We start from the raw sequence: 13,448 nt of genomic DNA on the forward strand, positions 1-13,448 counted from the left end.
CCAGCAAACTGGGCACGTTCACAAGGCAGTTGACGTCATGACAGTAGGACGGTGCCATGGGCGGAGTGAACGCGGCGCGCGCCGCACTGTGCGTACTGGTTCTGGCGGTGGTGTGTGCGGGGGCCGTGGGCCCACGAGATCACCGGTCCGGCGACCGGCGTGGCGGCCTGCTCCTCGCCGGCGGGCCGGCCGCCACGCAGCAGCTGGCGGTCGGCCGCACCCCTCGCAGCGACTTGGTCGGCCTGTGGCAGAGCGTGCTGTGGGCCGACGGGTACTCGGCGCGCTCCGGGGTCACCTGCGCGTACGACGAGGCGACGGCCGATGCCACCCGCGCCTGGCAGAGCAACCACCACCTGTCCGCGGACGGGATCGTCGGGCCGGTCACCTGGGGCGCCGCGGAGGAGCGTATCGTCCCCGCCGGCCAGTGGATGGTCTACCAGGGCGAACGTCATGACCTTCCGCTGGCCCTGGACCGTGGCGGGGTGTACGAGGTCTACGACAGCGGGCGGTTCCACCAGCTGCGCACGGATGCCGTCACCCTCACGCGCTGCCGCTGACGGCGTCGATCCAGCTGTCGTACCGTGCGACGCCGAGTTGGTGACCACGGACGACGACCGTGGCACGCACCGCGTCCGGCCCGCTCGCCACCATCGCCGTGTACGCCCCGCCCTCGGTGGCCACTTGCTGGTCGCCGCCGGTAGTGGCGATCCGCAGCCCGGCCGTCGCCGCCGCAGTGTCGACCTTCGCCCAGCTCGCCAGGCAGGCGGAGCTGTACTGAAGCGTCAGCACGAGGCCATACGCGCGCATCCGGTGGACGACGACACCGTCGCGATCGCACCTCTCGCGGTAGGGGTCCAGGCCCCGGCAGCCGGCCGCCCGGCACCCGGCGGACGCCCGCTCCGCCGAGCTGTGCAACGGCCACGGCCAGGCCGGTGCTCCGGAGGGAGCGCCGTACGGCAGGCGGCCGGCACCCGCTCCGTCGGCCCACGGCAGGGCGAGCAGCACAGCGGCCAGCAGCGAGCAGGCGGCGGCGACAACGACGAGTACGCCCGCGTGCGGCACCCGGGAGCTACGCGGGGGCGATCCCTCCGCCGCCGGTAAGGGGTCTGCGGGCACGGTGTCCGGGTCCCGCGCGTTACCCGCCGGACGCCGCGGGGCGGGTGGCGGGCCGGTGTCGCCGGACGGGCGCTCCCGTGTCCAGGCGTGGGCCGCCGATTCCCACAGCACGCGCAGGGACTCGACGTCGGCCTGCGCCAGCCGTCCCAGCCCGGCGACCGCCGCCCAAGGGGGCAGTCTGCGCCCGTTGAGGTAGCGCAGCCAGGAGCTGCGGCTGTAGCCGGTCTTGGCGGCGACGGTCATGGTGTTCATCTCGCACCGGTCCACGTACTGGCGCAGTTCTCGCACCAGCCGGACCACTTCCGCGGGCAGGTCGCCCCGCAGCGGCTGCCAGCGTCCCACGACGGCGTCCCCCTTCTCCCGCCCGGCCCACTATCTCACAGGCGTCCCGTCCCGCAACCCACCTGACGGATGTCTCCGCAGGTCAGAGGGTTGTCCGTCCCAGGATTGAGGCAACCGGCGGGCAGCGCTGGCCCGCGGTCGTCCGCCCGCTCCAGACTCGGGGGGCACCTGCGCGACGGCCCCGATCCGGCCGCCGGTCCGGGCGTCGCGGGGTGCGCACGCCACTTATGCACGCTGCGGGGGAATTTCCGACATGACGGCTCACGGCAGCTCGCCCGGCACGGACGAGCTGGAGATCGCGAACACCACGGCGACCACCACCGGCAGGCGCCGCAGGCCGCCCGCCGCCAGAAAGCCGGGCTCGGGCGCGGGGCGGCGGTACCGCGCCACCGCCGACCGCCCGACGGCCCCGGAAGCCGGGGAAGCTCCACAAGCCCGGGAAGCCGGGGAAACCGACGTCGACCTGGGACCGGTACGGCTGTCCCTGCTGAGCCCACCAGCGCCCCCGGCCGTGCTGGAGATGGGGGGCCGGTACGCCGACGGCCTCCCGCGGACCTGGCACCTGGTCTTCGCGACCCGCGGGCCACTGCTCCTCGGCCGCGACCACCGGCTTCTCCGACTGGAGTCCGGCAGCGTGACGCTGTGGGACTTCACCGAGTGCTCCCAGCTGTCCGCCGTCACGGCCGGCCCACCGCTCCGGGCGCTGATCCTGCACGTGCCCGAAGCGGTCCTACCGATGCCCGGCGAGGTGCTGCACGACGTGTCCGGGCGTCCCGCGCCGACCCGGTCGGGGCCGGCGGCCCTCCTCGCGTCCTTCGTGGACGGGCTCGCCGTGCACGCGCCGTCCGCCGAGGCCCGGCACACCGCGTGGTGGGGCACCGCCGCGGTCAGCCTCGCGACGGCCTTCCTCGACAGCGAGACCGCACTCCTTCACGGCGGGACCGAACCAGCGCCCGCCACCGCCCGACCCGTCCCTTCGGCCACCGACGTGCTGCTGCACGACATCAAGACATACATCCAGCACCACCTGCACGACCCCGACCTGTCGCTCACCTCCGTCGCCGCCGCCAACCACATCTCGCTGCGCTACCTGCACCACCTCTTCCAGCGGGACGGCCGCACGGCCGGCGCGTTCCTGCGCGAACGCCGCCTGGAGCACTGCCGGGCCGACCTGTCCGACCCGGCCCATGCCGGGCGCGGCGTGTGCGAGATCGCGAGGCGCTGGGGCTTTCGCGACCCCGCGGTCTTCAACCGCACCTTCAAATCGGCCTACGGGGTCACTCCCGGCACCTACCGCGAGCATCGACTGGGGCAGGGTGGGCGGGAACGGCAGTGACCTGGGACCGTGACTGCCCCACCCGCCCAGAGGACGCACGAAGTTCGGCCGCTCGTCCCGGGGTCACTCGGCCTCGGGCACCCTGATCTTTCTGACGAAGTACCGCAGTGTCACTTGCTCGCCGTCCGGAAAGACCACCCAGTACCGTTCAGGCAGGTCGTCGATCTTCCCACCCAGGGCCTCCATCCCACGGTGGTCGCTCAGCTTGCCCCAGGTGACCCGTGGTCCGTTCCGGCCATCACGCACATAACCGCCTGTAGACAGCCTCGCCACGGCCATCATCCGTGCATAGTGTTCCATTGCCCGGCGGAAGACATTCGAAGGTTCCTCGCCCTCCTCCGCTTCCTCTCCGAAGATCAACTTTGTAAACCGCGGCTCGACTGCGAACACCCCACCACCCGCCGCTCCGCCGATTACTGCTTTCGAGGCCATTCCCGCAAGCCTTGCGCTGCCGAACAACTCGCCGCCGAACAACTCCACTTCCGGCAAGCCGGTCTCGACGCCGCCGGCCACGAGGACCGTTGTCATGAAGGCTTTTGCCCACTCGGAGGACTTCGCGTAGTCGAGGTGCTCCTTGTTACCGGTGTTGACCATGGCCGAGTAGAACGGCGCCAGATTCCCCAGGGTGCCGGTGATCCGCTCGTCCCATTTATCCAGATCATGCGACGGCTTGCCTATCTTGACGGAGAGATAGGCGCGCAGAAAAGCGGCCATCTGCGGAGACATTCCCTCGAAGCCGCCGCTGGTCACGGTCAGCAGGGCACGGTCGGCCCGGTTCGCCTCCCCTTTCGGATAAGTGATCAGCAGCGACTTGGCCAGGGCCAGCAGGGAATCGGCTTGCCGAGGATCGCCCAGCAGGTCCGCACGGAGGAACGCGAGGTATGCGGCCTGCTGCTCGGTCGAACCGCCTTTGAACAGCGAAGTCAACTGCTGCGGCGGATGCGTCCTGGCGAATGCCACCGCTCCGGCCGGGCTGTCGCCGAGTGCGTTGAGCAATGGGGTTACCAGATCGCCGCCGCGATCATGACTGAACACCGACTGCAAGAACAGGCGTTCATGCGCGGGATCGAGACCGCCCCCGGCCTCGGCGTTGACGAAGGCCTGGAAGAGATCCTGGAGCCCGGTGGGAAAGGCGTTCCTGCCGTTGAGGTCGGCGGACTGCCAGTGCCGGTACGCGAGCAGATTGCTCATGTCGGTGGGAGTGAGGCTGTTGAAGAACCCGGCGTTGAACGCCGGGTCGTTCAGTCCCGTTGCCCGCAGTTGCTCGAAGAACAACCGCAGATCCGGCCCGTTCGGACTGTCGAGACCTTCCCTGAGCACCTGCGCGAGGTGGGCCCCGTCCCTTCGGGCAGCAAAATCCAGGGCGGCGTCGTTCGTCCGGATGGCCGAGGTCCGCCAACCGAGACCGAAAGGATCGGATCGTACGACTCCCGGAGTTCCGGGCTGCACGTCCGCCGGCGGGGTGAGACCGGAACCCCGACCGGCCTCCTCAAACTCGCGGCCGACGCTGCTGACCCAGTGGTCCAAGGCGACGATGGCCGAAACCGCCTTCAGAACCGCGGTGTCCAGGTGCTCGGAGCCAGCGCCTTCGCCGACGCTGAAGATCCCCCGGCCGTAGTCGATCGCTGATGCCTGATAGGAGGCGATGTATCCGGAGAGGCTTCGCGTGAACGCCTGCAGGTCCTGGATGCCACTGACCGAATTCTTCGCGTACTCATAAAGGTTCTGTGGTACCGCCGACGCGTCACCTGCGTGTTTGCCCATGGACCTCTCCGGTTACTTGTTGGCTTCGCGCGCTTGGGCGGTCGCCTGGTCCACCAGCTTCATGAGGGCCGACGCCTCTCGGGCAAGCCTGCGGAGTTCCTTGTACTGATCGTCGAAGTCCGATTGGAAACGTTTCCGTCTGGCGCCTCGCCACGGGACCGATGTCGGCGGGGCGTCCGGGCAGTCCAACATGGTTGAGACCAGGTGTTGGCGGTAACCCAGATACCAATTGATCTTCGCCGTCAACTGCCTCAGGGCTCCGCTTAGTTCGTCCGCGACGGCGATGCTGTACTTGACTGGCTGGCTCGGATTTGGCAAGGGCCCTCCCGATTTCGGATTTCACGCCCGCAGGGCGGCCCACGTATTCACGCCGACCTCGCCGTCGACCCGGAGGTGTTGGTTGCTCTGGAACTTCTTGACCTCGGTCAGGGTGTCGGGGCCGAAGATGCCGTCCACGCCGTTGGGGCCGACGTTGTAGCCGCGGGCCTTGAGGATGCACTGGACCTCCTTCACGCGGGAGCCCTTCTGGCCGTAGACCGTGAGGGTGGTGCCGGAGTAGTACGTGCAGGACTTCCAGGGCTCGGCAGGGGTCGTGGGCGGCGGGGCGTGTTTCGTGGTCGGGACGGAGGCGGTGGGCTGCGTGGCCGGCGGGGGATCGTGCGGCTGCTGCGGCTGGGCAGGGGCCGTGGCGCCGCCGGCCAGCTGGTTTCCCGGCGGGGGTGGAGCCGTGACAGTCGTGCTCACCGCCGTCCCGGGCCGGGACTGCGGCCGCGGCGAGGCGTGCGGGGAGTTCGTGGTGGTGGCGGAGGAGTGTGACCCGGCGGGCGTGGTCGTGGCCTCTTGGCGGGCGGCGTCTTCTCCGGAAGCCGCGAAGGCGATGGCCGCTCCCGCGATCGCCACGGCTGCCGCCGCACCCGCCACGAGCGGCCACCGGCGTCGGCCGGACGTCTCCTTGCCCGGGTCCTCGGGCTTCGTGCGGCGCAGAATCGTCAGCTGGTCCATGGGCGGCACCGCCACCGCCGTCCCACGCCAGCCCGCCCGTGCGGCGACGGTCTCGGCGACCGCATCAGGCCACTCCTCGTCGCCGGCATGGCCCCGCGTGGCTTCGACGACGTCCCGCGCGCTCGGCCGCCGCCGCGGGTCCTTGTCCAGGCACCGGCCGATCAGTTCGGCGAGGCCCGGATCGTGCCGGGCGACCTCGGCGAGCACCTGCTCGCTCGGCGGCGCGTAGATGATCCGGTGGATGACGTCGGCGGTGCTTCCCTCCCCGAAGGGAACCGTGCCCGTGACCGCCACGGCGAGGACCGAGCCGAGGGAGAACACGTCCGAGGCCGTGCCCACCTCCCGGCCCTCCGCCTGCTCCGGGGACATGTAGGCCGGTGTCCCCAGGTGCTGGCCGGTCATGGTGAGCGAACTGGCGTCGGCGGTGTGCGCGACCCCGAAGTCGATGATGCGCGCCCCGTCCGGCCCCAGCAGGACGTTGGACGGTTTGAGATCGCGGTGGACGATGCCGACGGCGGCGATAGCGGTGAGCGCCTGCCCGATCTCGTACGCCAGCCGCCACACGACCGGCGCGGGCAGCGACCCGTACCGCACGACGGCGTCGCCCAGGCTGAGCCCTGGTACGTAGGACGTGGCCATCCACAGCAGTTCGTCGCGGTCGTATCCGGAGCCGAGCAGTTCGGCTGTGTACGTGCCGTGCACCCGGCGCACCGCCTCGACCTCGCGTTCGAAGCGGCGGCGGAACCGCTCGTCCTCGGCGTACTCCGAGCGGATCACCTTGACCGCGACGAGCGAGCGGCCCCCGTACATGCCCTCGGTGTCGGCTTCCCGGCCGAGGTACAGCCGGCCCATCCCCCCGCCGCCCAGCCGGGCGAGGACCCGGTACGGGCCGATGTCGGACGGGTCGGTCCGGCGCAGCGGTTCGGCGCCGAGCAGCGCCAGGTCGTCCGCGGACAGCTCGCCCGTCGGCGTCTCGGTCGTGCTCTGCCGGCCTGCCTCGGGCTTCGCCGGATCTGTCTCGGACATCAATGATCCCCTGGGACTGGTCTGCGGGTCCTGCGCGGCCGATGAGGCCTAGTGCACGCCGCCGGCTTTATCGATGTCGTGGAGGATCCTCTGCACCTGCTGCTGGAGTTCACGCAGCGAGTTGTGCATCTTGTCCAGGTCCCTGCTGGCCTGGGGCCACACCTCGCCGCGGAACTTCTGCGCCAGCGGGCCGTCCCAGTGCTTGGGGTCGCTGAGGGTCCGGCCGTGGCCGTTGAGTTTCCCGATGAGCGCAGGAAGCTCGTTCGTGATGATGGTCATCATCCTCGCGACTTCCTGGTGTGCGGTATCGGTGGAAATTACCGCCATTTCCTTCTCCTCTCACAGGGCGCTGCTGTCGCGAAAATTCTCCGCCGCCGGTTTCGCCCTGTCGTTGATGTGCAGCGCAGACCCGTTGACGCTGGGCGCAGGGACGGTCAGCGGGCGACATGGAGGCCGGTCGCGATGCCGTCGGTGACGAGGTAGCCGCGGCCCGGCAGGGGGGCGAGGCGGTCGTGGCGGGGCAGGGTCGTGCCGAGCAGGTCGCCGTCGAGGTCGTGGTCCGGGACGAGCAGGATGCCGCAGCGGCTGTCGCGGGCGCGTTGGGTCCAGTGGCCGTAGGTACGGCGCAGGGCGTCGGCGCGCCCGGCGGCGACGAGGTGGTGTCCGGGCCCGGGCGTGGACAGCCAGCGGTCCAGGACCCCGAGGTCGTCCTCGACCGTGTCGGCGTCGTCGACGAGGAGGAGGGTGGGTCCCGGGTGCCGGGCGAGGGCGGCTTCGAGGCCGCCGTACTCGATGACGAGCGCGGTCAGGCCGGGCAGTTCGCGCAGCGGTGAGCGGCGGGGGGCGAAGGCGACGACCGCCGGCGGGTCCGCCGCGGCGGTCGCCTGGCCGGCGATCGTGCACAGGGCGCTGGAGCGGCCGGAGCGCTGCGGCCCGGCGATCAGCGCGTGCTCCTGTTCGTACAGCCGCAGGGCCGTGCCGCCGAGGGTGTCCGCGTCCAGGCCGACCGGGATGTACCAGGGCTCGGCGGTCACCGCAGCCGGCGCCGCGAGGGCGCCGAGGGCGACCTCGGCGGGCAGCAGGCCGACGCGGGGCGCGGTGGTGACGGCGCCGGGCCTGCGGGCGCCGCAGGCGGCCACCGCTGCACCGAGGTCCTCGGCGGGCAGGGCGATCTGGATCACCTGGCGTGTCGCGGCCACCAGTGCGCGCCCGGGAACATAGGCGGGGACGGAGCCGCGTGGCACGTCGAAGTAGCCGTACTCGCCGGGGTCGGCCATGCGCATCAGCAGCTTCTGCTGGGTCAGTGCCGCCCACGCGGACGGCACCGCGCCGGACCGGTCCGCGCTGACGGCGAACCGGATGCCGACGGCCGGACCGTCCGCGTAGACCCGGGCGAGTTCGTCGATGAGGTTCATCCCGGCGACGTCCTTGTCGAAGTCCGACAGCAGCGCCCCCAGGTTGTCCAGGAGCACCAGCCAGTCCGGGTCCGGCGCCCCGTGGCCCGACGCCGCGGCGCCGCGTGCCTTGCGCTCGTCGAGTTCCCGGCGCAGCAGCCGGATGAGGCGGATCTGCCGCTCGCGTTCGGCCGGCCCGATGTGCGCCCCGGTGTGCGGCAGGCCTGTCAGCGGCGCCAGGTCGCCCGCGCCCATGTCGAGGGCGAAGATGTGGCACCGCTCGGGCGGCTGGGCGTCGGCGACGGCCAGGGCGAGGGCGGCCAGGGCGGTGGACCTCCCCGAGCCGCCGCCGCCGTAGATCAGGACGTTCCCCGCCGCGGGATCCCAGCCGACCGCGTACTGCCGCTGCCGCTCGGGGTCGTCGGCGAGGGCGTACGCGGGCAGGCCGGTCGTGTCCGTCTGCAGACCTCGTTCCGCGACGGGCGGCAGATCGGCGGTGCGTACGACGGCGGGCAGGGGGTCGGGCCACGGGCGGCGCGGCTCGGCGAAACCGGCCAGCCCTGCCGCCTCCTCGGCGGCCGCGACCAGGCGCTGCAGGTCGGTTTCCCCGTCGGATTGTGCCGCGCCCGGCTCGGCGACGGGCAGGGCCAGCAGGAAAGGGACTGCGGTCGCCGGGGCCGTGACGGCTGTCTCGGGGGTGACGCCGGTGGACAGAGCGGTCTGCACCGGTACGACTTCACGAGCGCTGAGCCGGTAGAAGGCGCGGCCCCACTGCCGGCTGCCGATCGCCGCGGCGGCCGGATTGTCGATGACGTCCTGCGAGTCGCCGGTGGATTCCAGCCGGAGCGCGATGCGGAGCTTGACGTTGTTCTTGATCGCGTCGTTGACGGAGCCGGCGGGCCGCTGCGTCGCCATGATCAGATGCACGCCGAGACTGCGGCCGCGCTGCGCGATGCCGACCAGGGCGTCCACGAAGTCGGGGAGCGCCTTGACCAGCGTGGCGAACTCGTCGATGACCACGGCCAGCCGCGGCATCGGCTCCAGTTCGGTCCGCCCGGTGTCCCGCAGCCGCTGGTAGTCGCGTACGTGGCTCAGGCCCGTCTCGCGCAACAGCCGTTCACGGTGGTGCAGTTCGGCCTCCAGGCAGCGCAGGGCGCGTTCGCTGAGCTGCTCGTCGAGGTCGGTGACCAGGCCGACGGTGTGCGGCAGGGCGGCGCATTCGTCCAGCGCGCCACCACCCTTGTAGTCGATCAGCGCGAAGGTGAGGTGCTCCGGGTCCGCGTCAACCGCCATGCTCGCGATGAGGGTGCGCAGCAGCTCGCTCTTGCCGGAACCGGTCGTTCCGGCGATGAGTGCGTGCGGACCGTCGTCGTCGAGATCCACGGTGAACAGGTCGCGTTCGGTGACGCCCAGCACCGCCCGGACCCGTAGCTCGGGCACCCGCTTCTTCCAGTGGCCGGCCACCGCGGCGCCGTCCACGCTCTCCAGGTCCAGCAGAGGGAGCAGGGAGATCCGGTCGGGCAGTCCGGCGCCATCGATCCGCAGTTCCGGATCCTCGAAGCGAGCCAGAGCCCGCGCCGTGTCCCGCGCTTCGGCCAACGGCACGCCATCGAGCACCACCCGCTCCACGGTGACGCCCAGGGCCACGTCCCGGACCTGCCCGACGCCCTCGGGCGAGGCCGTGACCACGGAGGTGCACAGCGCGGGCAGGCGGGTGGTCAGCACCAGCGCTCCGCAGCGTACGGAGGTGCCCGCGATCAGGTCCCGCAGCCGGTTGGGGCGGCCCTCCAGCAAGGTGGCGCCGTCCACGACCACGAGCAGCACCGGACCTGTGGCCGGCCGACCGGCCGCGGCCTGTGCCGGCCTCGCGGCGAGCAGGTGCCGGGCCAGCGTGTCGGCCTGCTCCGGACCGACCGCCACCAGCCGTGTCGTCCCGGATCGTACGTCGGCTGCATGCGGCAGCCACTTGGTCCAGTCCCAGTCGGCGAGCCGGTCGGCGTCGGTGAACACGGCGACCGTGACGTCCGCGGGCCCACTGCCCACCACGGCCTGGCACAGCAGGGACCGGGCGACGGCCAGGCACGCCTTCCGGTTGCCCTCGAAGCCCACCGCCTCACCGGCCGAGACACCCACCACCACGGGCACCTGCGGCAATACGGACCTGCGCGCGAGAACGGCCGCGGGTTCCGGTGCCGGCTCGCCGGAGTCCCGGTCCAGCGGCGGATCCCAGGGCAGGTCAGCCGTCCCGGCCACGAGCTGGAGGAAGTCGTCCGCGGCCGGACGCCGCTCCCACAGCGCGGTCCCGGGGGCGGTCGCCCGGTGGAGCACCTCAGCCGGATCGGGGTGGGCCGCGCGCCGGGACCGTACTTCTTCGGTGTGCCTGCGCTCCACCGCCGTCTCGAACTCCGCGAGCCGTGCGGCGTACTCACGGCTCCCCCGGCGCAGCGCGGACCTGCCGCGAAGGCGCTCCTCGGCGAAGTTGGCCAGGAACATCAGCGGGGTGAGCGCCGCGATGGCCGCGTAGCGCGGATCGCCGGTCAGCAGAACGGTCGCGGCGGCCATGGCCAGCGGGCCGAGCAGGGCCGCGACGCTGAAGGGAGCCTTGTGCGTGCGAGCCGGCGGCGCGGGGACGACGATCGGCACCGAGCCGGCCGGACGCCCGCCCCTCGGCGGGCGGTTGAACGGCAGCACCCCAGCGGGCCCGGCCTCGCGGACGGCGTTGATCCGCTGCACCGGACCGAGCCGGTCGGCGGGCAGTGCACGGAGAAGCAGTTCACCGCCGAGCGACACCAGGTCGTCCGCATGGACCTGGACCGTTTCGCGGATCCTGGCGCCGTCGACGTCCGTGCCGTTCGCCGAGCCGAGGTCGGTGACGGTGACCCGGCCGTCGGGCAGGACGTCGAATGCGGCATGGAGCCGTGACACGCCCGAGGCCACAACACGGACGTCCGCCTCCGCTCCACGCCCGACGATCGTGCGGCCCGCCGCCAGCGGGAAACCACGGCCCGCCTCCAGACCTCCCACCAACCGCAGGACGACCACCGGCTTGCGCAGCCCACCGACCACGGGCCCCCGGGCACCGGCCACCCGCGACCCGTGCACGAGGCCGGACTCGTGCACGACCGTCTCGGGGGGCATCACCCGGCCATCGACAGCAAGCACATGGCCTGGCATCCCCACGGCCGCGGCCAGATCGGCGAGGGTGGCGTCCGGCCGGCCGAAACGCACCTCCACGTCCCACTCGCGACCACCGTCGACACAGACGATCCGCACCGCGCGCCGCCTCCTCATCGCTCCAGATGACGGGGCGTCCAGTCTTCGGCGGCTCGCCGGGGAGGGCATCGGCACCGCGCGCAAACCGATTGACCGAGCACGCAATCCCAACGCCGCGGCCCGTACCACAGCACCGGCTGTGCGTTCTGTGTCAATGACGCCTCCGCCGACGGGCGGGACGCCATCCAGCAAGCCGTCGGCTTGGCCGGAGTAGATCCGCAGAGGCAGGAACCGAGCGCCCACGGAGCGGCGTTCAGCAGGTCCGGCCCGCTGCAGGAGATACACGACGTGTCTGGGCCCGACGGCCTACCCGCCGCGCTCTTCGGCCTTGCGCACGCCCGCACCGTACGTCCCGGATTCGAGGACGCCGTCACCGCGCAGCTCGCCGAACTCTTCGGCCCGGCCGCCGCCACCCCCGACGCCCTGCACGTGCAGGACTGGAGCGCCGAGCAGTGGACCGCGCCCTCCACCGTGCAGAACCTCGCCGACCACTCGCATGGCCGCCCACGGCCACGGCGCAGTCGCCTCTGGCCTGGTCATCGGCACCCAAGCCGGCGCCATGTACCTGCCGTCCCCGCTCACCGGCCGACTCGTCGACCGCTACGGCCGCCTGCCCGTCGCCGCCGCCTCAGGCATCACCCTCCTGGCCGCCGGAGTCCTGGCCGCCACCGCGCCCGCGAACTCCGTCGCCCTGCTCGCACTGGCCCTCGCCCTGCTCGGCATCGGCTGGAACTTCGGCCCGGTCTCCGGTACCGCGATCATCACCGACGCCGTCCCGCTCGCCACGCGCGCCAGCACCCAGGGCATGGTCGACGTCTCCATCGCCGTCGCGGGTGCCACCGGCGGCCTCGCCTCCGGCATGGTCGTCGCCGCCACCGGCTACTCGTTCCTCTCCCTCACCGGCGGCGTCCTCGCCCTGGCGATCCTGCCCGCCATCGCCGCCACTGCCGCCGGAAAGCCCCGGTGACCGCACCGCATACGATCCCAGCACGGGAAAAAACCAGGGGCCCGACTCCGAAGAGTCGGACCCCTTCCGACCTGCATGTTTGCCAGATCAGCGATGTGGTGATGCGTCAGCCGCTAAACATTGAAGCGGAACTCCACCACGTCCCCGTCCTGCATGACGTAGTCCTTGCCCTCCATGCGGGCCTTGCCCTTGGCTCGGGCCTCGGCCACCGAGCCGGTCTCCACCAGGTCGGCGAAGGAGATGACCTCGGCCTTGATGAAGCCCTTCTGGAAGTCGGTGTGGATCACGCCGGCCGCCTCGGGAGCCGTGGCGCCCTTCTTGATCGTCCAGGCGCGGGACTCCTTGGGGCCGGCCGTGAGGTAGGTCTGCAGGCCGAGGGTGTCGAAGCCGACGCGGGCCAGGGTGGCGAGGCCGGGCTCGTGCTGGCCGACGGACTCCAGCAGCTCCAGCGCCTCCTCCTCGTCCAGTTCGGCGAGGTCCGCCTCCAGCTTGGCGTTGAGGAAGATCGCCTCGGCCGGGGCGACCAGGACGCGCTGCTCGTTCTTGAAGTCCTCGTCGATCAGTTCGTCCTCGTCGACGTTGAAGACGTAGAGGAAGGGCTTGGTGGTGAGCAGGTGCAGGTCGTGGAGCAGTTCGTTGCGCTCGGTGCCCTGGACGATGCCGTGCGCGAAGAGCGTGTCGCCCTTCTCCAGGATCTCCTTGGCCTCCTCGACCGCCTTGACCTTGGGAGCCACGTCCTTCTTGATCCGCGACTCCTTCTGGAGACGGGGCAGGACCTTCTCGATCGTCTGGAGGTCGGCGAGGATCAGCTCGGTGTTGATCGTCTCGATGTCGTCCTTCGGCGAGACCTTGCCGTCGACGTGCACGACGTTCTCGTCCTTGAAGGCGCGGATGACCTGGCAGATCGCGTCGGACTCACGGATGTTCGCGAGGAACTTGTTGCCGAGGCCCTCGCCCTCGGAGGCGCCGCGCACGATACCGGCGATGTCGACGAAGTCGACCGTGGCCGGAAGGATGCGCTCCGAGCCGAAGATCGAGGCCAGCTTGGCCAGGCGGCCGTCGGGCACGCCGACCACGCCGACGTTGGGCTCGATCGTGGCGAACGGGTAGTTGGCCGCCAGCACGTCGTTCTTGGTCAGGGCGTTGAACAGGGTCGACTTGCCGACATTGGGCAGGCCGACGATTCCGATCGTGAGCGACACGTTGCGACTTCCCGTAAATGAGTGGG

Annotated in this window: 9 protein-coding genes and 1 pseudogene; 3 read left to right on the plus strand and 7 right to left on the minus strand. The window is 71.3% G+C overall.

Annotated elements, in window-relative coordinates:
- The first annotated feature begins 56 nt into the window (after nucleotides 1-56).
- The gene (locus ACWGJ5_RS24315; protein WP_453311773.1) at nucleotides 57-557 is read left to right on the plus strand and encodes a peptidoglycan-binding domain-containing protein; all 501 of its coding nucleotides are present in this window, start codon (nucleotides 57-59) and stop codon (nucleotides 555-557) included.
- Here the strand turns inward: ACWGJ5_RS24315 and ACWGJ5_RS24320 are convergent.
- Nucleotides 541-1,458, minus strand: coding sequence for a DUF2690 domain-containing protein (locus ACWGJ5_RS24320; RefSeq protein WP_453311774.1), 918 nt, complete (start codon nucleotides 1,456-1,458; stop codon nucleotides 541-543). The two genes, ACWGJ5_RS24315 and ACWGJ5_RS24320, sit on opposite strands and share 17 nt — an antisense overlap.
- 253 nt (nucleotides 1,459-1,711) lie before the next feature.
- Here ACWGJ5_RS24320 and ACWGJ5_RS24325 point away from each other — a divergent pair, with 253 nt between their 5' ends.
- Nucleotides 1,712-2,794, plus strand: coding sequence for a helix-turn-helix transcriptional regulator (locus ACWGJ5_RS24325; protein ID WP_453311775.1), 1,083 nt, complete (start codon nucleotides 1,712-1,714; stop codon nucleotides 2,792-2,794).
- A gap of 63 nt (nucleotides 2,795-2,857) precedes the next feature.
- Here the strand turns inward: ACWGJ5_RS24325 and ACWGJ5_RS24330 are convergent, their stop codons facing one another.
- From ACWGJ5_RS24330 to ACWGJ5_RS24350, 5 genes are all read right to left on the minus strand, one after another.
- Entirely contained in the window at nucleotides 2,858-4,558 is a 1,701-nt protein-coding gene (locus ACWGJ5_RS24330; protein WP_453311776.1) for a hypothetical protein, read from the minus strand.
- Between the two features lie 339 nt (nucleotides 4,559-4,897).
- A complete protein-coding gene (locus ACWGJ5_RS24335) occupies nucleotides 4,898-6,586 on the minus strand; it encodes a protein kinase domain-containing protein (RefSeq protein WP_453311777.1) in 1,689 nt (562 codons plus the stop codon).
- A 48-nt stretch (nucleotides 6,587-6,634) separates the two neighbouring features.
- Nucleotides 6,635-6,868, minus strand: a complete 234-nt coding sequence (locus ACWGJ5_RS24340; RefSeq protein ID WP_453311778.1) for a hypothetical protein — start codon at nucleotides 6,866-6,868, stop codon at nucleotides 6,635-6,637.
- Between the two features lie 152 nt (nucleotides 6,869-7,020).
- Entirely contained in the window at nucleotides 7,021-11,253 is a 4,233-nt protein-coding gene (locus ACWGJ5_RS24345) for an FtsK/SpoIIIE domain-containing protein (RefSeq protein WP_453311779.1), read from the minus strand.
- 306 nt (nucleotides 11,254-11,559) lie between these two features.
- Nucleotides 11,560-11,682, minus strand: coding sequence for a hypothetical protein (locus tag ACWGJ5_RS24350; RefSeq protein ID WP_453311780.1), 123 nt, complete (start codon nucleotides 11,680-11,682; stop codon nucleotides 11,560-11,562).
- Between the two features lie 67 nt (nucleotides 11,683-11,749).
- Between ACWGJ5_RS24350 and ACWGJ5_RS24355 the strand changes: the two are divergent.
- Nucleotides 11,750-12,220, plus strand: a pseudogene (locus ACWGJ5_RS24355) (MFS transporter); the annotation flags it as partial.
- 113 nt (nucleotides 12,221-12,333) lie between these two features.
- Here the strand turns inward: ACWGJ5_RS24355 and ychF are convergent.
- A complete protein-coding gene (gene ychF / locus ACWGJ5_RS24360; RefSeq protein ID WP_453311781.1) occupies nucleotides 12,334-13,422 on the minus strand; it encodes a redox-regulated ATPase YchF in 1,089 nt (362 codons plus the stop codon).
- Between the last annotated feature and the right edge of the window lie 26 nt (nucleotides 13,423-13,448).

The organism is Streptomyces sp. NPDC054783 (genome assembly GCF_053611725.1).